Origin of the sequence: Pseudomonas sp. FSL W7-0098 (assembly GCF_005930585.1) — a bacterium.
Lineage (GTDB): Bacteria > Pseudomonadota > Gammaproteobacteria > Pseudomonadales > Pseudomonadaceae > Aquipseudomonas > Aquipseudomonas bubulae.
Map to the genome: position 1 here is coordinate 407,868 of NZ_RXHW01000002.1, position 20,194 is coordinate 428,061.

Below are 20,194 nucleotides of genomic sequence, written 5' to 3' on the forward strand. Positions count from 1 at the left end.
AGTTTAGCGGAAGGAGGCAGGGCTGCAGAGCGGGGTCATACGCCGTACGGGGTACGGCGTGGCGGGGGATTTACTTTTTGCGCTGACAGTTTTCAGCGCGGAAATCCTGGATCAGGACCGGGCTGTTGGTTTTGTACTCCCTGAAGCTGTAGCGCAGCGTGGCGCCTTGAGCCATCAGGGTACGGAAACCTGCATTGCTGCACACGCTGCGACCCAGTTGCGGCACGGTCTCTTCTGGGTTGGAGCGCATCTGGGCGGCCAGTGTCGGGCTGGCTTCCAGGTTGTTGATCAGCACAGTGCCGTCTACCGTAAAGCCTTTATCCAGCAGGTCTGCATTGATTGCTCGCGGTTTGCCTTCATTACTTTTCTCTGCAACCTTGAGCAAGGTTTTGTTCAGCTCAAAATCCTTCAGAGAGGCTGCGTGTGCGGCCAGAGGCAGTGCAAGCATTAGAGCGACGGTCGGAATGATATGGCGCAGCATGAATCTCTCCTGATTTCAGTGACGCAGACTTGGACAGGCCATATATCTGTGCGTTCAGTGGCGCGGGAGTATAGGTCAGCATAGCCATGCAGGAAATGCCAAAGGTCATGGAATCGCGCCTCTGGTAAACTTGGCTCCTTTCTATTGTGAATCCGTTTATGCGCCAATTCTGGCGAATGGACGCTTGGCGCCTTTAAAGTAAAAATCATGACCCTGACGACCTTTTCCCCGAATGCTGTAGCCCGTTTACGAGACGAGCGTGAAGAGGAGAGCACCAAGCCCTACCTGGCCCGCGGCTCGCGGGCTCCGCGTTGCCATACCTGCCGTGTGATCGAAAGCCACTGCCTGTGCAGCTGGCGACCCCGGGTCGAGACACGTTCGGGGGTGTGTCTGGTCATGACTAAAAAGGAAGTGTTCAAGCCCAGCAATACCGGCTGGTTGATCGCAGATGTGGTCAAAGACAATTTTGCCTTTATCTGGTCACGCACTGAAACCGACGAAGCCTTGCTGGCGTTGCTGGCCGATCCACAATGGCAACCGTATCTGGTGTTTCCCGGCGAGTACGTCGCGCCTGAGCGGGTAACGCACACGGTGGATCTGGACAGCAGCAAGCGCCCGTTGTTTATTCTGCTGGATGCCACCTGGACCGAAGCACGCAAGATTTTCCGCAAAAGCCCGTACTTCGACACCTTGCCGATTTTGAGCCTGCTGCCTGAGCGGCTTTCGCGTTACCGCTTGCGCCGCTCTACCCGCAGCGAGCATCTGTGTACCGCGGAAGTTGCCAGCCTGTGTCTTGAACTTGCCGGTGACTCCCAGGCCTCAAGTGCGCTGGATGCCTACTTCGATGTCTTCAGTCAGCATTATCTGGATGCCAAGAACCAGTTGCCGATCAATGAGTCCAGCGCAGCGCACCAGGAACTGGGCGTTTTTGTAAAAGACCTTCCCCAGAATCGGGCTCAATAGACTAAAGAAGTAGCGCTACAATTTTCCAACAGATGTAAGCGCGCAGCATGGCGGGTTTTTCGATGATGGCGCTCTAAGGGGTTCTACGTGGACCCGGGTGTCAGGTTTTCAGCTTGACCACCCTTGTTTCGCTGGGCATGCTTGGCGCCGATTCGGCTATCGCAGCTGTCAAAACACTTATATTTGCCGACGTTTCGCGTAAATCGCGCCCTTTGACGCACAGTCTTTGAGCTTTTGCTCGAGTTGCCTTAGCGAGTGCTGGAATTGATCAGTGCTCGCCTGAAAAACGGGATCATTTAAATAATGGCCACATACGAAATCCTGATTGCCGACGACCATCCACTGTTTCGCAGTGCCCTGCACCAGGCCGTGAGCCTGGGTCTGGGCTCTGATGTTCGCCTGGTAGAGGTCGCCAGTATTGCCGAGCTTGAAGCACAGCTGGCGGTAAAGGCAGATTGGGATCTGGTACTGCTCGATTTGAACATGCCGGGTGCTTACGGTTTCTCCGGCCTGGTGTTGTTGCGTGGCCAATACCCGCAAATTCCGGTGGTGATGGTGTCGGCCCAGGAAGAAGCCTCGATCATGGTGCGTTCCCGCGAGTTCGGAGCCAGCGGCTTTATTCCGAAATCCAGTTCGCTGGAAGACATCCAGAAGGCCGTACGTGCCGTACTGGATGGTGATGTGTCATGGCCGCCCCAGGCGTTTGAGGATGTTCAGGTCTCGGCCGAGGCCAAAGCGGCCAGCGAAGGGCTGGCCAGCCTGACGCCCCAGCAGTTCCGCGTGCTGACCATGGTCTGCGAAGGTTTGCTGAACAAGCAGATCGCTTATGAGCTAAGCGTTTCCGAGGCAACCATCAAGGCCCATGTTACGGCGATTTTCCGCAAGCTGGGGGTTCGCACTCGCACCCAGGCCGCGCTACTCTTGCAGCAACTTGAATCAATTTCGAGTCATTAATCTGCGAATCTTCACGCTTTTTTGACGAAGCGTGAACTAGCGTTCCCCTCTCATTTTTTGTGCAGTTGCCTATCTATGTCGCCTTTCAAGGGTAAAACCGGTTTTAAACGGATTTTGAATGCTGGCGGTTACTCGCTGGACGGTTTGCGCGCAGCCTTTACGGGCGAGGCGGCTTTTCGGCAGTTGGTGCTGCTCAACGTGATCCTGATCCCGCTGAGCTTCTTGCTAAATGTGAGCCGCGTAGAGCGCGCATTGCTGATCGCTGTGTGCCTGCTGGCATTGATTGTCGAGTTGTTGAACTCGGCCATTGAAGCGGTGGTTGACCGAATCTCCCTCGACCTTCACCCCTTGTCGAAAAACGCCAAGGACATGGGCAGCGCTGCCCAGTTTGTGGTGCTGACCATGATTGCCGTGGTGTGGGCAGTGATTCTGCTTTAAGCAATAGTCGGCAATACGATCTCGTCGCTGCGCTGAACCCCGGCGGTGAAGGCGCGGCACAGCTCCAGAAATTCGCGCATGGCGGATGTCTGATACTTCTTTTTGTGCCAGATAAAGAAGAACTGCCGGGCCAGATCCAGTTCAGGCGTTTCCACTGCCACCAGGCTGCCGCGCCTGAAAGCGTCACGCAACGCCAGGCGTGAAATGCAGCCAATGCCCAGCCCCGACTCAACGGCGCGCTTGATCGCTTCGGTGTGTTCCAGTTCCAGGCGAATATTGAGCGACGTTTGATGATGGCGCATGGCCTGGTCGAACGTCAGGCGAGTTCCCGAGCCTTGTTCGCGCAAAATCCAGGCTTCACGGGTCAGCTCGTCAAGTGTGGCGCGGCCACGAGCCGCCAGTGGATGCTGCGGGGCGCAAAACACCACCAGTTCATCCTCGACCCAGCTCTGCACTTCAATATCCGGGTGGGCGCAATCGCCTTCGATCAGACCCAGATCAATTTCGTAGTGGGCGACTTGTTGCACGATATGAGCCGTGTTCTGCACCACCAGCTTGACCTGACTTTCCGGGTGCGCCTGCATAAAGCTGCCGATCAGCAGGGTGGCCAGATAGTTGCCGATGGTCAGTGTCGCGCCGACGGTCAATGAGCCAAAACCGGACTTGCCATTAAGCAGGTCTTCGATCTCCTTGGCCTGATCCAGTAATGCGACAGCCTGTGGCAGCAATTGCCGGCCCAGTGCGTTGAGACTCAAGCGCTTGCCGGCACGGTCGAACAGCTGGCAGCTGGTCTGGCGCTCCAGTTCGGTGATCGAGGTACTGGCAGCAGATTGTGAAAGGGCCAACAAGCCGGCAGCGCGAGACACGCTCTCTTGTTGGGCGACGGCGACGAAAACCTGGAGTTGTCTGAGAGTAAATCGCATATCGATATAACCGATAACCCTTATCTTGATAATTCAGTTAACAGATATTGTCGCCGCCATTAGAATGCTGTGCAATCGCGCCCATAGTCAGCGCAGGCGAATTTAGGAGCCCCGTACATGAGCAACATGAACCACGAACGTGTCCTCAGTGTTCATCACTGGAACGACACCCTGTTCAGCTTCAAGTGTACCCGTGACCCGGGCTTGCGCTTCGAGAACGGTCAGTTCGTGATGATCGGCCTGCAACAGCCCAATGGCCGTCCGCTTATGCGTGCCTACTCGATTGCCAGCCCGAACTGGGAAGAGCATCTGGAGTTCTTCAGCATCAAGGTGCCTGATGGCCCGCTGACCTCCCAGTTGCAGCACTTGAAGGAAGGCGACGAGATTATCATCAGCAAAAAACCTACGGGGACGCTGGTGCTGGACGACTTGAAGCCGGGCAAGCATCTGTACCTGCTCAGCACCGGCACCGGTCTGGCGCCCTTTATGAGCGTTATCCAGGATCCGGAAACCTACGAGCGTTTCGAAAAAGTGATCCTGTGCCACGGTGTGCGTTACGTCAATGAAGTCGCTTACCGCGAATTCATTACCGAGCACCTGCCGCAGAACGAATTCTTCGGCGAAGCGCTGCGTGAAAAGCTGATCTACTACCCGACCGTGACCCGCGAGCCATTCGAGAATGAAGGCCGCCTGACCGACCTGATGCGCAGCGGCAAGCTGTTCAGCGATATCGGTCTGCCGCCGATCAACCCGCAGGACGACCGTGCCATGTTGTGCGGCAGCCCGAGCATGCTCGACGAGACCAGCGAAGTGCTTAACAGCTTCGGCCTGAAAGTTTCGCCACGCATGCGTGAGCCGGGTGATTACCTGATCGAGCGTGCTTTCGTCGAGAAGTAACAAACGCAGATCGATACAGATGTGGGAGCGGGCTTGCCCGCGATTGTGGAGTGCCAGCCACCGCATGGGTGACTGACAGGCCGTAATCGCGAGCAAGCCCGCTCCCACATTGCGTTTCAGGTCACGGCTTGGGAATCACCTCAAGCACACGGATCAAACCAGGCTCGGGGTAATGCCAGCGTACATCCAGATCCCAGAACTGCGCGCCGTATTCTCGTTCGGCTGTGGGCGTCTGGTAAGCAGGGCGTGGATCTTGCGCCAGGCATTGCTCGATCAGCTCCACCAGCGGCTCCTGAAGGCGCAGGGCTTCCCTGTGGGCCTGTTGCAGGGCGCTGTCGGCCCATTGCACGGGGATCAATACCGGTGCGGCGCTGGCCATGCCATTGCTGGCATCGCTGATGATATCGGCGTAGGGCACATAGGGTTTGATATCCAGAATCGGCGTGCCGTCGAGCAGGTCGATGCCGGAAATCCACAGGCGATTGGCTTCTACCTTGTCCAGCTTGACCACTGACTGGCCGATGCCGTTCGGGCGATGGGTGGCGCGGGTGGCAAACACGCCCATCGACTTGTTGCCGCCCAGGCGTGGCGGGCGCACCTTGAGGCGAGGCTTGTCTTCAAGTGCCTGATGAAACACAAACAGCAACCAGACATGGCTGACCTGTTCCAGGCCCTGCACCGCATCGCCCTGGTCAAAGGGTGCGACCAGTTCCAGCACGCCACGGGCGGCCGGTGCCAGTTGTGGCTGGCGCGGGATGGCGAACTTCTCCTTGAAGCAGGAGCGCACAAAGCCGATGGGGGAGACGGTGTAGGGCATGGGAGATATCGGGCTGGTGGGTCAGAACAGGCTCTTGTGGGAGCGGGCTTGCTCGCGATTCAGACGGCTCGGTCAATCTGAATCACTGCGGTGCTGCTATCGCGAGCAAGCCCGCTCCCACAGGAGGTGTGTTTTCAGTCGCGAACGCGCAGGGTCAGGCCCTTGAGGAAGTTGCGTAGCAACTGGTCGCCACAGGTGCGGTAGTTGGTGTGGCCGAACTTGCGGAACAGGGCGCTCAGCTCGGGCTTGGACACCGGGAAGCCCGCAGCCTTGAGGATGGCGTGCATGTCATCTTCCTTCAGTTCGAAGGCCACACGCAGTTTTTTCAGAATGATGTTGTTGGTCACCGGCAGCTCGACCGGCATTGGCGCACGGCTTTCGTCCTTGCCGCGCTTGAAGATCACCAGGCCATCCAGGAAGTGCGCCATCACGTCGTCAGGGCAACGTACAAAACCTTCTTCTTCGTCTTTTTTCAGGTAGGTCAGTACATCTTCCTTGGTAACTTCCAGGCCACCAAGCTTGATGATTTCGACAACCTTGTTGTCGCTGATGTCGAGCATGTAGCGCACGCTGCGCAGTACGTCGTTATGAATCATTTGGGTAATCCTGATATTCAGCAGTGAACACCGCAGGCATTGCTGCGGTGTCGAAATGTTCGGGGTAGGGCTGTAAGTCGTTAGAACTTTTCTTTGGCGCTCATATAGCGCCATTGGCCTACGGGCAACTTGCCCATCGACACGCCGCCGATACGAATCCGGCGCATGGAAATCACGGTCAGGCCTACCGCCTGGCAGAACAGGGCAATCACACCTGGTTGCGGATTTTTCATCGCAAAACGCAGGCGGTTTTCACTCTGCCAGCTGGCCTTGACCGCAGGCAGCTCGCGACCCTTGTAAGTCATGCCGTGGTTGAGACGGTTCAGACCGTGGGGGGCCATTTCGCCAGAGACCTCGACCACGTATTCCTGCTCGATCTTGCTGGCATCGGCCGTCAGCTTGCGCACGATCTTCCAGTCCTGGGTAAACACCAGCAGGCCGCTGGCGTTGGCTTGCAGCTCATTGCCAACGCTCAGGCGCAGGAAGTGGCCCTTGAGCGGGCGCTTGCCGAAGCGGTGTTCTTCGCTCAGGGTGTCCGGGCCGATCAACGCCATGGCGCTGTCGGTATCCAGGCCCGCCGGGGCGTTGAGCAAAATGGTCACAGGCTCGGGCGCGGTGGCCTTGGCTTCAGGGTCCAGCTCGACTTTCTGGTTGTCGACCTTGAACTGTGGCTCGTCGATGACTTCGCCATCTACCGTGACCCAGCCACCTTCAATGAACAGTTCGGCCTCACGGCGGGAGCAGCCGACGAGTTCGATGAGGCGTTTGGAGAGACGTATCGGTTCAGACATGACAGGGGCCGTAAAGGAATTGGGCAGCTATTGTACCCGCCTGGCGCCGGTTAAGCCCGGCAACATTTGCCTTATGCACGTGCTGGGCGTTTATACCGCAGGTGCAGCAGGGGATAGGGCTGGCCCATGCCGTCTTTTTCGCAGCGCCCGATCACCTCAAACCCCTGTTTGAGGTAAAAGCCGATGGCTTGCGAGTTTTGCTCATTGACGTCGAGGCGTTCGGCATTCAGTTCATTGATGGCGAACATTAACAGGCACTTGCCGATGCCTTGCCCCCGGTAATCCGGGTGAACAAACAGCATTTCAACCTTGCCGGCCGCGACTCCGGCAAAGCCGGTAATGCGTTTGCTGAGCGGGTCCTTGCAGCAGATCAGCATGACGGCGTCCAGATATTGGTCTTTGACCAGGCCGCGCAGAAGTTGAATATAGCTGTCAGGTAAAAAATCATGGGTGGCACGAACAGATGCTTCCCATACGTCGGTTAGTTCGGCGAAGTCCTTAAGACGTGGGGTATGAATGACCCATTGTTGTTGCATCGAGCGTGTCTCCTGACACAGGTGTGGAAGGCAATGGGTTTACGATAGCCGTAAAAAAAGCCCTGGCGCGAGAGCGGCAGGGCTTTTTACGAGGCAGTCGCGAATTAGATCACTTCAGCCCACAGGTCATATTCGTCGGCGTCGGTGACGCGGCACATGATCTTGTCACCCGGCTTGATATCTTTTTCGGTCGCAATAAATACGTTGCCGTCGATTTCCGGGGCATCGAAGAAGCAGCGGCCTACAGCGCCTTGCTCGTCGACTTCATCGATCAGGACTTCGATTTCCTTGCCGATCTTCATCTGCAGGCGTGCTGCGCTGATGGCCTGTTGATGGGCCATAAAGCGATCCCAGCGATCCTGTTTGACGTCATCCGGCACGATGGCCGCGTCCAGCAGGTTGGCAGGTGCGCCTTCTACCGGCGAGTACTGGAAGCAACCTACGCGATCCAGTTGAGCTTCGGTCAGCCAGTCGAGCAGGTACTGGAAGTCTTCTTCGGTTTCACCCGGGAAGCCGACGATAAAGGTCGAACGGATGATCAGTTCCGGGCAGATTTCACGCCAGTTCTTGATCCGGGCCAGGGTCTTGTCTTCAAACGCCGGGCGTTTCATGGCCTTGAGCACTTTCGGGCTGGCGTGCTGGAACGGGATGTCCAGATACGGCAGGATTTTGCCGGCGGCCATCAGCGGGATCAGTTCGTCAACGTGCGGGTACGGGTAAACGTAGTGCAGACGCACCCATACGCCCAGAGAGCTCAAGGCTTCGCACAGCTCGGTCATGCGCGTCTTGACCGGAGCACCGTTCCAGAAGCCGGTGCGGTATTTGACGTCAACGCCGTAGGCGCTGGTGTCTTGGGAAATCACCAGCAGCTCTTTGACGCCGGCCTTGACCAGGCGCTGGGCTTCGTCGAGCACGTCACCCACCGGGCGGCTGACCAGCTTGCCGCGCATCGACGGGATGATGCAGAAGCTGCAGCTGTGGTTGCAGCCTTCGGAAATCTTCAAGTAGGCGTAGTGACGTGGCGTCAGCTTGATGCCCTGTGGCGGCACCAGGTCGATCAGCGGGTTGTGATCCTGGCGCGGCGGCACCACCTGGTGCACGGCGTTGACTACCTGCTCGTACTGCTGCGGGCCGGTCACGGCCAGTACGCTTGGGTGCACGTCGCGGATATTGCCTTCTTCGACACCCATGCAGCCGGTCACGATGACCTTGCCGTTTTCCTTGATGGCTTCGCCGATCACTTCCAGGGATTCGGCCTTGGCGCTGTCGATAAAGCCGCAGGTGTTGACCACCACGACGTCGGCGTCCTGATAGGTTGAGACGACGTCATAGCCTTCCATGCGCAGTTGCGTAAGGATGCGCTCGGAGTCGACCAGTGCTTTCGGGCAACCCAGGGAAACAAAGCCAACCTTTGGGTTGGCTGGCTTGGTGGTAACGGTGGACATGGCGAACCTCGGTATGTAGTGACGTTACATGCCCGTAAAGGCTGCACGACGAACGGGCGCTTATTGCGCCTCTGATCAAAAAAAGTGCGCAATTTTAGCTATGGTCAACGCACTTGACCAGCGTTATACGGGGATTTGCGACGAGTGCTGCGCTATGCTGCGCGCCGTTGCGAAAGCAGGGTTTTTAACTAACGTGATTTTGTAGGCAGGAGCCGTAGCTAACACTCGGGAAATCAGCGCATGCTGCTGATCAAATGTAGCGCAAGCCATTAAGAAACGCGGTCAATGGTCGTAGGAGTGGTTGATGGGGCAGGCAAGCAGTCAGGCGGCAGAAGACGGTCACTCGAAGGCCAAGCCTATCGGGATGCTGGTTGCAGCGGTCGGAGTGGTGTACGGCGATATCGGTACCAGCCCGTTGTACACCCTCAAAGAGGTGTTTTCCGGCGGCTATGGTGTGCAGGTCAACCATGACGGTGTCTTCGGTATTTTGGCGCTGATTCTTTGGTCGCTGATCTGGGTGGTCTCGATCAAGTACGTGCTGTTTATCCTGCGCGCCGACAACGAAGGGGAGGGTGGCATCATGGCCCTGACCGCACTGGCCAGGCGTGCGGCGTCGCCTTATCCGAAGTTGCGTTCGGTGCTGGTGATCCTGGGGTTGATCGGTGCGGCACTGTTTTACGGCGACAGCATGATTACCCCGGCGATCTCGGTGCTATCCGCCGTAGAAGGGCTTGAGCTGGCATTCGACGGCCTGGAGCATTGGGTCGTGCCGCTGGCCTTGATTGTGCTGGTGCTGCTGTTTTTGATTCAGCGCCATGGCACGGCCAGTATCGGCAAGCTGTTCGGGCCGGTCATGGTGGTGTGGTTTGTGGTGCTGGGCGGCCTGGGGATCCACGGTATCGTTCAGCACCCTGAAGTGCTCAATGCGCTGAACCCGCTATGGGGCGTGCGGTTCTTTGTTTCTCACCCGGGCATGGGCGTTGCCATTCTGGGTGCCGTGGTGCTGGCGCTGACCGGCGCCGAGGCACTGTATGCCGATATGGGCCACTTTGGTCGCAAGCCGATTGCCCGGGCCTGGTTCATCCTGGTGTTGCCGGCGCTGGTGCTCAACTACTTTGGCCAGGGCGCCTTGCTGCTGGAAAATCCTGAGGCGGCGCGCAACCCGTTCTATCTGCTGGCGCCGGCCTGGGCGTTGATTCCTTTGGTCGGGCTGGCCACGCTGGCGACGGTGATTGCCTCCCAGGCCGTGATTTCCGGAGCCTTCTCCCTGACCCATCAGGCAATTCAGCTGGGTTATATCCCGCGCATGCATATCCAGCACACCTCAAGCGCCGAACAGGGCCAGATCTACATTGGCGCGGTGAACTGGTCGCTGATGGTCGGGGTGATTTTGCTGGTGCTGGGCTTTGAGTCTTCGGGTGCCCTGGCTTCGGCTTATGGGGTGGCGGTCACAGGGACCATGCTGATTACCAGTATTCTGGTGTCGGCAGTGATGTTGCTGTTGTGGAAGTGGCCACCTGTTCTGGCCGTGCCCGTGTTGATCGGCTTTTTGCTGGTGGACGGTCTGTTCTTTATTGCCAACGTGCCGAAAATCTTCCAGGGCGGGGCGTTTCCGGTGCTGGCGGGCATAGTGCTGTTTGTCCTGATGACCACCTGGCGCCGCGGCAAGCAACTACTGGTGGACCGTCTTGACGAAAGCGCGCTGCCACTGCCGCTGTTTATCAGCAGCATCCGGGTACAGCCGCCGCATCGGGTGAAGGGGACGGCGGTGTTTCTGACCGCGCGCCCGGATGCCGTGCCTCATGCGCTGTTGCACAACTTGCTGCACAACCAGGTGCTGCACGAGCAGGTGGTATTGCTGACGGTGGTCAACGAAGACTCGCCGCGAGTGCCCGCTTCGCGACGGTTCGAGGTGGACGCCTATGGTGACGGGTTCTTCCGGGTGATCCTGCACTTTGGCTTTATGGATGAACCGGATGTGCCTGAGGCGCTGAAGCTGTGCCATCTTGATGAGCTGGATTTCAGCCCGATGCGCACCACTTACTTCCTTAGCCGTGAGACAGTGATTACCTCCAAACTGGTGGGTATGGCGCGTTGGCGTGAAGCCTTGTTCGCCTTTATGCTCAAGAATGCCAACAGCAACCTGCGCTTCTTCAAGCTGCCGGTTAACCGGGTGATTGAGCTGGGGACGCAGGTCGAGATGTAAACCCGTCCAGGCGCAATAAAAAAGCCCCGGCTCGCGAGAGTCGGGGCTTTTTTGGTTAAGCCGGGGCCTGTAACTGTGGGAGCGGGCTTGCTCGCGATGCAGGCGGCTCGGTGTATCTGGTAGATCGAGTCGTTGCTATCGCGGGCAAGCCCGCTCCCACAAAGGCTGACTTATTGGGCCGTCGCCTGATGTTTCTTGATCAGGTCCACCAGGCGCTGGGCGAGGGCCGGGTAATTCTCGTCGAAGTGATGGCCGCCGGGCAGCTTGAGGCTTTCGCCGACTGCGGTCTTGGCAGTGCAGCCGCTTTCATCGACTTCTTCTGCGCCATAGATGCACACCACTTTACTGGCTGGCAGCTTGGACATTTCTTCGCCGGTATCCGCTTCTGCGCCAGCCTTGCCCAGCCAGCCATCGACATGGATCTCAAAACTGCCGCTGCGGGCAAAGGCCAGCAGCATGATCGAGTCGACACGCTTTTGCTCCGCTTCAGGCAGGCGGTTGTAGGTGGCCGGCAACACATCTGCACCAAACGAATAGCCCACCAGTACAAAGCGCTGGGTGCCCCATTTTTGCCGGTAGTGCTGCATCAGTTCGGTGAGGTCGGTGGCGCTTTGCTCGGGGGTCTTGTGCTGCCAGTAGTAGCGCAGCATGTCGATGCCCACCACCGGGTAGCCGATCTTGGCCATCTCGCCCGCCACGTCACGGTCCAGATCCCGCCAGCCTCCATCACCGGAGAGGAACAGGGTCACGGTGCTGTTTTGCTGGCCGGCAGGTACTTCGACCACCGGCATGCTCAGCCCGCCGTTTTCATCGCCCACCAGGATTTTGCGCAGCTCGTTGCTCAGGACTTGTGGGTAGTGAATGTCGTAGTCGCTGATGCTGGTCTGCGCATTCGGTTGATCGCGTACAAAAGCCGCGCTCGGGTCATCAGGGTTGTCGTTCCAGGCCACCAGCCAGTTACCGTGGGTGGCAGTTTTCGGAACGGGCAGTGTGCAGCCGGGTTCTTCCAGCTTGAAACCCACCGATACGGCTTGCGCCTTGTCGTTGGTTTGCGCGGCCAGCCAGCGCCAGGCCAGAGTGGCCCCAGGGCCTATGCCGCTGACCAGGGTTGCAGGCCCCTTGAGCTGCTGTAGCGCGGTTTGCAGTGCTTGCTGTTGCAGGGTGCAGTCGTCCTTGGGCAGGATCACTTGCACCAGTTGCGCCTTGCCTGCGCGGCTGAGGGCCATGAGTTGCTTGTCGTTTAGGGCTTCTTCGGCCGGAGTGGCAATCACCACCCGGGCCTGGGCTCTCTGTCCGGGTGTGACCCTGGTCAGGGTCGAGCCATCGCTCTGGCCCAGGTGTTCAATCGTCGGTTCCGGAGCCGGGCGATTCCACCACCAATAGCCGCCTGCTGCCAGGGCGACCAGAACTATCAAGGCAAGCAACAAAAACCGCCAGGAACGATGTTTCATTAACGTTTCACCAATCCAGTCAAGCCGCCTGCAATCAGGGCGGCGGTATCAGCCAGTGCCACCAGCGGATCAAGTCCGGCGGGTACGGCCATATAACGAGGTTCCCAGTCGGGCTGGAATTTGTCTTTAAAGCGACGCAAACCCTGGAAGTTGTACAGGTGCTCGCCGCGCTGGAACAGCATCGAACCCAAACGTTGGGTCAAGGGTGCGCCGCGACGCGGTTGCAGGCCGGACAGAGGTACCATTCCCAGGCTGAAACGGGCGTATCCATGCTTTTTATAATGCTGAATCAGGCCGACCATCATGAATTCCATGGTCAGTTTCGGCGCGTCCGGGTGGGCACGCATCAGGTCGAGGCTCGACAGCTCATGGCTGTGGGTCTCAAGCAGGTTGGCAAAGGCCACCGGCTTGCCTTCAAAGCGAATGATCGCGATGCGAAAGTGCTTGATGTAGTCCTCGCTGAAGCGCCCGAGTGAGAAGCCTTTTTCCCGCACATTCTTGCCGGTGAGCCAGGCGTCGGAAATGACCTTGAGCTCATCCATTGGTGCCTCACCCGGTTCGTGGATTTCCAGTGATAGGCCGTCACGGGTGCCACGGTTCCAGGTGTAGCGCAGGTCCTTCATCTCTTTGCCCTTGGCTTCGAGATCAAAGCGGTGCAAGTCGACCCGGGCTTCTTCACCGAGCTTGATCGCGGTCAGGCCGATGTCCATATAGAACGGCAGGTTCTCGGCGCGTACCTGATAGAACACGGGGCGGGCATGGACGGTGTCGCACAGGTCGCGAAACTGCCAGATCAACTCGGCACGTTGCTGGGGCGGTCCGATCGGGTCGTACAGCGCCACCAGGCTGCGCCCGCGGCGAGCGTACATCAGGAAGGCGTTGTCGTCGGGGTGGAACAGCAAGGCCTTGTCGCCGGTCAGTGCGAGGCCGCCGTCGGGCTGGTCGGAGGCAAGGATGATCTTGCCGGCCTTTTCCAGTTCGGTGGCATCGGGCAGGTGGATCACCGGGCGGGCGGTGCGCAGCAACCAGGTCAGGGATACGACCACCAGCAGTACCGCGGCACCCAGCAGCGAGCGCAGGCCCCGTGGTGCGTCCGAGTCAAGGGTGAACTGCCACCACAGTTGATGGCTATAAGGAACGTCCTGATAGGCGAACAACAGCAACCAGATCGAGGCGCCCAGTACGCAGACACTGGCCACCAGATATAGCGGTGAAAAGGGCAGTTCGGTCAGGCGGCTCGGGCGGTAGAAAGAGCGGCGGAACAGGCCCAGCAGGCTGGCGGTGAGAACCAGGATAGTGGCTTCCTCCCAGTCGAAGCCTTTCAGCAGGGACAGCACGGCGCCGACCAGCAACAGGATAGTGGTCAGCATCCAGGCGGCGGACAGGCGGCGGCGCAAGCCCTGGGCCAAAAGCAGGCAGAGCACGCCGATCAGGCTGGCGCCAAAGTGCGAAGCGTCGACCAGGCGATGGGGGATCAGAAAACCGATGTGTTCGAGGCGCGTGTCGATTTCCGGTGTGGCACCGGAGAACAGCAAAACCACGCCGGACATGAATACCAGCACGGCCAGTACCGGAGCGGCCAGGCCTGACGCAACCCGCAGGCTTTGGCGGGTGTGAATCAGGCGCTGAGCTTCGGTCATCAGCAGCATCAGGCAGGCAATCAGCAGCGGCAGAATCACATAGATCATGCGATACAGCAGCAGGGCTGCCGCCAATGGTGCGGCGCCGAGCTTGTCGGCGAAGGCTGCCAGCAAGATTGCCTCAAACACCCCGACACCGCCGGGGACGTGGCTGAGCACGCCGGCCGCCAGGGCCAGCAGGTAAACGAGCATAAATGCGCCGAAGGGCGGTGCTTCAGGCAACAGCAGATAGAGCACCGTGGCGGCGGCCGCGACGTCCAGAGCGGTAATGACCAGTTGCAGCAAGGTCAGGCGCGCACTTGGCAGGCGCAATGTGCGGCGGCCGGCCTTGACCAGCAGGTTGTCCGGGATCGGCTGCTCGGGCAGGCGTCGGCGGTAGATTCCTATTGCCAGCAAGGCAAACAGGGCCAGCACCGCAAAAGCGATAGCACCCAATATCCAGGCCGGGATATGCAGGGCGGCGGAGGCTGCGGGCAAATTGCTCAATGTGGCCAGTGCCGCCAGCGGTGGCAGGGCGCAGCCCAGCGATAGGCTGGCAAACAGAGTCATATGGGCGACTTCTGACGCCCCCGCGCCATACCGGGCATAAAGGCGATACCGCACAGAGCCGCCGGACAGCAGCGACAGGCCGATGGCATTGCCAATGGCAAAGGCGGTAAAGCCGCCCAGTGCCAGGGTTTTGGGTGGCAGTTTTACCCCCGCATAGCGGCTGGCTGACCACTCATAACCGAGCAGGATGATAAAACCCGCGGCAGTCGCAGCCACGGCACCGAAGAGGGCGGGCTTGGGAACTTCGAGGATCGAGTCATGCAGGGCGTACAGGTCAAGTTCGCTTAACAGATGGCGACACGCAATCAGTGCTATTGCAAATAACAGCAGCGTGAGCGCGAGCCCAATGGGCTGGCGATACTTGCTCAGCAAATCCAGCCAGCGCAAACGGGTCGCGGCTATGGGGTGGGCTGCTGTAACGGCTTCTTTGGGTTCTGGCGAGTTATCGGGCATCAATCACCTCGTGGATCGTGCGCGATAGGATGGAGGCATAGGCTCAAGTTACCAATCCTTTTGGTCAAAATATTTCTAAATGTGTTCAGCCGTTTGCCTGAGGTTCAGGATTGGTCTGAGAAAAAAGGGTAATTGTTGGCGGACAGCATAGATGAACGGACTTTCAGAAATATGACGTTTAATGTCAATAAACGCTTGCCCCTGACTTTTCGAGCGCGCACAAAAAAGGCCACTCTTTCGAGTAGCCTTTTTTGATGTTTGGTTGCGGGAGCCGGATTTGAACCGACGACCTTCGGGTTATGAGCCCGACGAGCTACCAGACTGCTCCATCCCGCGTCTGTGTGGTGGATTCTACAGCGAATCGTTAAGGTGTCAACCCTTAAATCACGTAACCGCTTGAAATACCCGGTTTTAATCCATTCTCTGCATTTGGCAGGAGGAGGGTAAAAACACCCGGGCACAAAAAAGGCCACTCTTTCGAGCAGCCTTTTAATGTTTGGTTGCGGGAGCCGGATTTGAACCGACGACCTTCGGGTTATGAGCCCGACGAGCTACCAGACTGCTCCATCCCGCGTCTGTGGGGCGCACTTTACAGTGATGGGCGGGGGAGTCAACCTTTAATGTATAAATGAGTTAAATAAGATCAAAGCTGGCATTGATTTTGGATATGGGCAGTTCGGTCCGTAGCAGCTGCTACGGGGTGGGTGGCAGCACAAAACACACGCGCACAAAAAAGGCCACTCTTTCGAGTAGCCTTTTTCGATGTTTGGTTGCGGGAGCCGGATTTGAACCGACGACCTTCGGGTTATGAGCCCGACGAGCTACCAGACTGCTCCATCCCGCGTCTGTGGGGTGGATTCTACAGCGATACGCTGGGCTGTCAAACGTTAATTTAGAAAAATTCGTTATGCGTCAATTGCTTAGCTAGAAAATACAGCTATAAAAAGACCTGCAGGCCCTGTTCCGTATGGGGTGTAGCTCTATTGAGGGTAGAGATTCGATTGAAAAAAACAATTCAGCTGCGATTTTTCCCGCGTCTGTCGGGGAGAATCAAGACTACTGGTGCTATATACAGTTTGCGGTGACATACTTGCGCCGAGTATTGCCTACCTCCTTGAAGAACACCGCCTTACATGACGCAGCGCAAAATCATCCACGTCGACTGTGACTGTTTCTATGCCGCTATTGAGATGCGTGATGACCCGAGCCTGGCAAACAAGCCGATGGCTGTCGGGGGCTCGGCTGATCGGCGCGGGGTCATCTCGACCTGTAATTATGAAGCTCGGGCTTATGGCGTGCGCTCGGCAATGGCGTCCCGGCATGCGCTCAAGCTGTGCCCGGACCTGGTTATCGTCAACGGCAGGATGGATGCTTATAAAGAAGCGTCCAGAGAGATTCACGGCATCTTGCGCGACTACACCGAGCTGATTGAGCCGCTGTCTCTGGATGAAGCCTATCTGGATGTATCCGACAGCCCGCATTTTGCCGGCAGTGCCACGCGCATAGCTCAGGACATCCGCCGGCGCGTTTCCAATCAGTTGCATATCACGGTGTCGGCCGGGGTAGCCCCCAACAAGTTTCTGGCCAAAATTGCCAGTGACTGGCGCAAGCCCAACGGCTTGTTCGTGATCACCCCTGATCAGGTTGATGATTTCGTGTCTGCCTTGCCGGTCAATAAGCTGCATGGCGTGGGCAAAGTCACGGCGGACAAGCTTGGGCGCCTGGGTATCGAAACCTGCCTGCAACTGCGTGATTGGAACAAACTGGCTCTGGTGCGGGAATTCGGCAGTTTTGGTGAGCGGTTGTGGGGGTTGGCGCAGGGGATTGATGAGCGTCCGGTGCAAAGTGACAGTCGGCGTCAGTCAGTCAGCGTGGAAAACACTTACGATACTGACCTGCCAGATCTGGCCTCTTGCCTGGAGAAACTCCCGGAGTTGCTAGAGACCCTGAACCGGCGTATTGGCCGTATCGACAGCAGTTATCGCCCCGGCAAGCCGTTTGTCAAAGTGAAGTTCCATGACTTTACCCAGACCACGCTGGAGCAGTCCGGTGCCGGGCGCGACCTTGAGAGTTATCAGGGGTTGTTGAGCCAGGCGTTTGCGCGCGGTGCCAGGCCCGTGCGATTGCTCGGGCTGGGCGTGCGTTTGCATGATTTGAACAGTGGTTTTGAGCAGCTGGAGCTGTTCAAGGGGTAGGCTGGTTTGCTGGTTGGGGGAGCGGGCTTGCTCGCGATGCTGGCGTGCGGTCTGTCAGGAAAACCGCAGCGATATCATCGCGAGCAAGCCCGCTCCCACATGTCAGAGTTGCGTCAACTGACGCCGGGATCCGCTACCAGTCTCCCGGCATTTTTGGTCAAGGATTGAAGAAATTCACGTTGCAGCTCAGGATCGTTGCGCGTGAGTTCTATCAGGCTTTGTTCCAGTTCGCTGGCTTCTTCTTCCAGCCCCAGTTCCGACAGGCGTTTGACCCGATGTACCCATTGGTTGACGTCGTCACCCTCCAGGTCGTCGTAGATCAGGTTATGTGCTTCGAGCAGCTTGCCACGCAGGTGACTGCTGATCGACAGGGTCGAATCGGAATGGGTTTCGTCCTGGGCGTCTTCCACCATGATGGTCAGCTTGCCGACGTGATTGAGATCCTGTTCGGCAAAAGGGCTGTCCAGCAGGTTGAGGCGCAGCACGCCATTGCGGTCTGTGGTCAGCTCGTGGGTCTGTTTGCCAGCCTTGATCACCACCGGGCGTTCGGCCCAGGGCAGGCTTGAATATTCCAGGCGCTTGTCACGCTGAACATCATCAATCCCCGCCAGGTTCTGCTCGGCGCGGCCATGGGACTGCACGTTCATCGCCGGGTTTACCCCTGCAAAGCCGTAGTTGATCCAGTCTTTGGTCACGCTGTCAGGCAGTTGCCCGAACATGAACACATTAAGCACATTGGCACCTACCCCGGCGACAATAGCCACCGCGCCCAGCGGAATCTCGTAGACTTCGCGCCAGGGTTGGTATGGGGTGTAGCGGTCGTAATGACGTGTGACATCGAACTCGGTGACCTCGAAGGTCTTCTGTTCATTGATGCGCACACGACGTTGCGGCAGCTCAAGCACAGTTGGCGAGCCGACATCGATCTGCAGGCTGTGGGCGAGCAGTTTGCGCTCGATGCGTTCCTCGTGCTCGCTGCGTTGCGACATGTGATTGGCACAGCCGCTCAGCAGCAGGGCGCCGCACATGGCGGCGCCCCCGAGGGTCAAGGTGTTTCGAGTGAACATGGCGTCTCTATCTGGTTTCAGCGAGCGATACGGGCCTGAAGGAAGGCAAGCACATCAGCAACGGGCAGGGCTTGCGGCTCTGCTTCGGTGCGGCTCTTGTATTCCAGATTGCCTTCAGCCAGGCCACGGTCGCTGACCACGATCCGGTGCGGGATGCCGATCAGTTCCATGTCTGCGAACTTGATGCCGGGGCTGGTTTTCTTGTCGCGATCGTCCAGCAGCACTTCAAAGCCAGCTGCAGTCAGTTCGGCATAGAGCGTGTCGGTAGCTTCACGTACGGCTTCGGTTTCGTAGCGCAGCGGTACCAGGGCAACCTGGAACGGGGCCAGGGCATCGCTCCAGATAATGCCACGCTCGTCGTTGTTCTGCTCGATGGCTGCGGCAACCACGCGGGAAACACCAATGCCGTAGCAGCCCATGGCCAGGGTGACCGGCTTGCCGTTTTCGCCCAGTACCTGGCACTTCATGGCTTCGCTGTACTTGGTGCCCAGCTGGAAGATGTGACCCACTTCGATACCGCGCTTGATTTCCAGCGTGCCTTTGCCGTCCGGGCTAGGGTCGCCGGCCACCACGTTGCGCAGGTCGGCAACGGTCGGTACTGGCAGGTCGCGCTCCCAGTTCACGCCGAAATAGTGTTTGTCGTCGATATTGGCACCCACACCGAAGTCGCTCATCAGCTCGACCGAGCGATCAATGATGCATGGCAGTGGCAGGTTCAGCGGGCCCAGAGAGCCAGCGCCGGCGCCGATGGCGTCACGCAGTTCGGCATCCGAGGCCATGACCAGCGGGCTGTGCACCAGCGGATGGTTGGCAGCCTTGATTTCGTTGAGTTCGTGATCGCCACGGATCACCAGAGCGATCAGTTTGCCAGCTTCGGCGGCGTGAACGATCAGGGTCTTGACGGTTTTCTCGATTGGCAGGTCATAGCCATCAACCAATTGCGCGATGGTCTTGGCATCCGGTGTGTCGACCAGGCGCAGCTCCTGGGTGGCAGCAGGGCGCGAAGTTTCGGCGGGTACGGCTTCGGCTTTTTCGATGTTGGCCGCGTAGTCGGAACCATTGCTGAACACGATATCGTCTTCGCCGGATTCAGCCAGAACGTGGAACTCGTGGGAGCCGGCACCGCCGATGGAGCCGTTGTCGGCTTCAACTGGGCGGAAGTTCAGGCCCAGGCGGGTGAACACGTTGCAGTAGGCCTGGTGCATACGGTCATAGGTGACCTGCAGCGAAGCGGTGTCTGCGTGGAAGGAGTAGGCGTCCTTCATGATGAATTCGCGGCCGCGCATCAAGCCGAAGCGCGGGCGGATTTCGTCACGGAATTTGGTCTGGATCTGGTACAGGTTGATTGGCAGCTGTTTGTAGCTGTTCAACTCGTTGCGGCACAGGTCGGTGATCACTTCTTCGTGGGTCGGGCCCACGCAGAACTCGCGACCGTGGCGGTCTTTAAGGCGCAACAGTTCAGGGCCGTACTCTTCCCAACGGCCGGACTCCTGCCACAACTCAGCTGGCTGGATACTCGGCATCAGCACTTCCAGAGCGCCTGCAGCGTTCATTTCTTCGCGAACAATGGCTTCGGCCTTGCGCATGATCCGCAGGCCCATGGGCAGCCAGGTGTAGAGGCCCGAAGCAAGTTTGCGAATCATGCCTGCGCGCAGCATCAGCTGATGGCTGATAACGACCGCATCTGAAGGCGTTTCTTTCTGTGTGGCGAGCAAATATTGACTGGTGCGCATGGTTAGCCGGTGCCGTTGCTGATGACTAGAAATGACTCGGCATTGTACGGGCGAGATCT

At 58.3% G+C, this 20,194-nt stretch carries 17 protein-coding genes and 3 tRNA genes; 6 read left to right on the forward strand and 14 right to left on the reverse strand.

Translation table 11 applies throughout. From position 1 onward, the window contains the following. Positions 1–70: 70 nt before the first annotated feature. Positions 71–481: a PA3611 family quorum-sensing-regulated virulence factor gene (locus FHL07_RS04900; protein ID WP_095003020.1), complete on the reverse strand. Its 411-nt coding sequence runs from the start codon at positions 479–481 to the stop codon at positions 71–73. 207 nt (positions 482–688) lie between these two features. Here FHL07_RS04900 and FHL07_RS04905 point away from each other — a divergent pair, with 207 nt between their 5' ends. From FHL07_RS04905 to FHL07_RS04915, 3 genes are all read left to right on the forward strand, one after another. Continuing rightward, positions 689–1,444 carry a tRNA-uridine aminocarboxypropyltransferase gene (locus FHL07_RS04905; RefSeq protein ID WP_095003021.1) on the forward strand — a complete coding sequence of 252 codons (756 nt, stop codon included), beginning with the start codon at positions 689–691 and terminating at the stop codon, positions 1,442–1,444. Between the two features lie 303 nt (positions 1,445–1,747). After that, positions 1,748–2,398, forward strand: coding sequence for a response regulator transcription factor ErdR (gene erdR / locus FHL07_RS04910; protein ID WP_095003022.1), 651 nt, complete (start codon positions 1,748–1,750; stop codon positions 2,396–2,398). 75 nt (positions 2,399–2,473) lie between these two features. After that, entirely contained in the window at positions 2,474–2,836 is a 363-nt protein-coding gene (locus FHL07_RS04915) for a diacylglycerol kinase (protein WP_016779774.1), read from the forward strand. Here the strand turns inward: FHL07_RS04915 and FHL07_RS04920 are convergent. Continuing rightward, positions 2,833–3,759: a LysR family transcriptional regulator gene (locus tag FHL07_RS04920; RefSeq protein ID WP_095003023.1), complete on the reverse strand. Its 927-nt coding sequence runs from the start codon at positions 3,757–3,759 to the stop codon at positions 2,833–2,835. The genes FHL07_RS04915 and FHL07_RS04920 overlap by 4 nt on opposite strands. A 117-nt stretch (positions 3,760–3,876) precedes the next feature. Between FHL07_RS04920 and fpr the strand changes: the two genes are divergently transcribed. Then, the gene (gene fpr / locus FHL07_RS04925) at positions 3,877–4,656 is read left to right on the forward strand and encodes a ferredoxin-NADP reductase (RefSeq protein WP_019827846.1); all 780 of its coding nucleotides are present in this window, start codon (positions 3,877–3,879) and stop codon (positions 4,654–4,656) included. Between the two features lie 121 nt (positions 4,657–4,777). Here the strand turns inward: fpr and tsaA are convergent, their stop codons facing one another. From tsaA to rimO, 5 genes are all read right to left on the reverse strand, one after another. After that, complete coding sequence (tsaA, locus tag FHL07_RS04930) at positions 4,778–5,473, reverse strand: tRNA (N6-threonylcarbamoyladenosine(37)-N6)-methyltransferase TrmO (RefSeq protein WP_095019814.1); 696 nt, start codon at positions 5,471–5,473, stop codon at positions 4,778–4,780. 134 nt (positions 5,474–5,607) lie between these two features. Next, complete coding sequence (locus tag FHL07_RS04935; protein ID WP_095003025.1) at positions 5,608–6,069, reverse strand: DUF1456 family protein; 462 nt, start codon at positions 6,067–6,069, stop codon at positions 5,608–5,610. Positions 6,070–6,149: 80 nt separating this feature from the next. Then, a complete protein-coding gene (locus FHL07_RS04940; protein ID WP_095003026.1) occupies positions 6,150–6,860 on the reverse strand; it encodes an rRNA pseudouridine synthase in 711 nt (236 codons plus the stop codon). Positions 6,861–6,931: 71 nt separating this feature from the next. After that, positions 6,932–7,396, reverse strand: coding sequence for a GNAT family N-acetyltransferase (locus FHL07_RS04945; protein ID WP_138738164.1), 465 nt, complete (start codon positions 7,394–7,396; stop codon positions 6,932–6,934). Positions 7,397–7,500: 104 nt separating this feature from the next. Then, the gene (rimO, locus tag FHL07_RS04950) at positions 7,501–8,841 is read right to left on the reverse strand and encodes a 30S ribosomal protein S12 methylthiotransferase RimO (RefSeq protein ID WP_086795996.1); all 1,341 of its coding nucleotides are present in this window, start codon (positions 8,839–8,841) and stop codon (positions 7,501–7,503) included. A 304-nt stretch (positions 8,842–9,145) separates the two neighbouring features. On the opposite strand from rimO, the gene FHL07_RS04955 reads away from it, so the two are divergent. Further along, positions 9,146–11,047, forward strand: a complete 1,902-nt coding sequence (locus FHL07_RS04955; protein ID WP_095003028.1) for a potassium transporter Kup — start codon at positions 9,146–9,148, stop codon at positions 11,045–11,047. A gap of 170 nt (positions 11,048–11,217) precedes the next feature. On the opposite strand, the gene FHL07_RS04960 is transcribed toward FHL07_RS04955, so the two are convergent. The 5 genes from FHL07_RS04960 to FHL07_RS04980 all read right to left on the reverse strand — a co-directional run bounded on the left by FHL07_RS04960 (position 11,218) and on the right by FHL07_RS04980 (position 15,984). Further along, the gene (locus FHL07_RS04960; RefSeq protein WP_095019817.1) at positions 11,218–12,498 is read right to left on the reverse strand and encodes a virulence factor family protein; all 1,281 of its coding nucleotides are present in this window, start codon (positions 12,496–12,498) and stop codon (positions 11,218–11,220) included. Continuing rightward, positions 12,498–15,140 (reverse strand): bifunctional lysylphosphatidylglycerol flippase/synthetase MprF, encoded by a 2,643-nt coding sequence (gene mprF, locus FHL07_RS04965; protein ID WP_095019818.1) that lies wholly within the window; start codon positions 15,138–15,140, stop codon positions 12,498–12,500. Before mprF ends, FHL07_RS04960 begins: the two co-directional genes overlap by 1 nt. A 259-nt stretch (positions 15,141–15,399) precedes the next feature. After that, positions 15,400–15,476 (reverse strand) — tRNA-Met (locus tag FHL07_RS04970). Positions 15,477–15,637: 161 nt separating this feature from the next. Next, positions 15,638–15,714: transfer RNA gene (locus FHL07_RS04975), tRNA-Met, on the reverse strand. Between the two features lie 193 nt (positions 15,715–15,907). Then, positions 15,908–15,984 (reverse strand) — tRNA-Met (locus FHL07_RS04980). Positions 15,985–16,273: 289 nt separating this feature from the next. Between FHL07_RS04980 and dinB the strand changes: the two genes are divergently transcribed. Next, positions 16,274–17,335 carry a DNA polymerase IV gene (dinB, locus tag FHL07_RS04985; protein ID WP_095003345.1) on the forward strand — a complete coding sequence of 354 codons (1,062 nt, stop codon included), beginning with the start codon at positions 16,274–16,276 and terminating at the stop codon, positions 17,333–17,335. Positions 17,336–17,448: 113 nt separating this feature from the next. On the opposite strand, the gene FHL07_RS04990 is transcribed toward dinB, so the two are convergent. Together FHL07_RS04990 and FHL07_RS04995 are read right to left on the reverse strand one after the other, a co-directional pair. Continuing rightward, complete coding sequence (locus FHL07_RS04990; protein WP_095003346.1) at positions 17,449–18,402, reverse strand: hypothetical protein; 954 nt, start codon at positions 18,400–18,402, stop codon at positions 17,449–17,451. A gap of 17 nt (positions 18,403–18,419) precedes the next feature. Further along, entirely contained in the window at positions 18,420–20,135 is a 1,716-nt protein-coding gene (locus FHL07_RS04995; RefSeq protein WP_095003347.1) for a proline--tRNA ligase, read from the reverse strand. Positions 20,136–20,194 lie beyond the last annotated feature (59 nt).

Bases quoted from the DNA above. Each gene is read 5' to 3' on its own strand.
- tsaA (WP_095019814.1), bottom strand. From the start codon at position 5,473: ATGCCCTACACCGTCTCCCCCATCGGCTTTGTGCGCTCCTGCTTCAAG.
- FHL07_RS04905 (WP_095003021.1), top strand. From the start codon at position 689: ATGACCCTGACGACCTTTTCCCCGAATGCTGTAGCCCGTTTACGAGAC.
- FHL07_RS04900 (WP_095003020.1), bottom strand. From the start codon at position 481: ATGCTGCGCCATATCATTCCGACCGTCGCTCTAATGCTTGCACTGCCT.
- rimO (WP_086795996.1), bottom strand. From the start codon at position 8,841: ATGTCCACCGTTACCACCAAGCCAGCCAACCCAAAGGTTGGCTTTGTT.
- dinB (WP_095003345.1), top strand. From the start codon at position 16,274: ATGACGCAGCGCAAAATCATCCACGTCGACTGTGACTGTTTCTATGCC.
- FHL07_RS04955 (WP_095003028.1), top strand. From the start codon at position 9,146: ATGGGGCAGGCAAGCAGTCAGGCGGCAGAAGACGGTCACTCGAAGGCC.
- FHL07_RS04935 (WP_095003025.1), bottom strand. From the start codon at position 6,069: ATGATTCATAACGACGTACTGCGCAGCGTGCGCTACATGCTCGACATC.
- FHL07_RS04920 (WP_095003023.1), bottom strand. From the start codon at position 3,759: ATGCGATTTACTCTCAGACAACTCCAGGTTTTCGTCGCCGTCGCCCAA.
- FHL07_RS04995 (WP_095003347.1), bottom strand. From the start codon at position 20,135: ATGCGCACCAGTCAATATTTGCTCGCCACACAGAAAGAAACGCCTTCA.
- FHL07_RS04990 (WP_095003346.1), bottom strand. From the start codon at position 18,402: ATGTTCACTCGAAACACCTTGACCCTCGGGGGCGCCGCCATGTGCGGC.
- FHL07_RS04960 (WP_095019817.1), bottom strand. From the start codon at position 12,498: ATGAAACATCGTTCCTGGCGGTTTTTGTTGCTTGCCTTGATAGTTCTG.
- erdR (WP_095003022.1), top strand. From the start codon at position 1,748: ATGGCCACATACGAAATCCTGATTGCCGACGACCATCCACTGTTTCGC.
- FHL07_RS04940 (WP_095003026.1), bottom strand. From the start codon at position 6,860: ATGTCTGAACCGATACGTCTCTCCAAACGCCTCATCGAACTCGTCGGC.
- FHL07_RS04945 (WP_138738164.1), bottom strand. From the start codon at position 7,396: ATGCAACAACAATGGGTCATTCATACCCCACGTCTTAAGGACTTCGCC.
- FHL07_RS04915 (WP_016779774.1), top strand. From the start codon at position 2,474: ATGTCGCCTTTCAAGGGTAAAACCGGTTTTAAACGGATTTTGAATGCT.
- mprF (WP_095019818.1), bottom strand. From the start codon at position 15,140: ATGCCCGATAACTCGCCAGAACCCAAAGAAGCCGTTACAGCAGCCCAC.
- fpr (WP_019827846.1), top strand. From the start codon at position 3,877: ATGAGCAACATGAACCACGAACGTGTCCTCAGTGTTCATCACTGGAAC.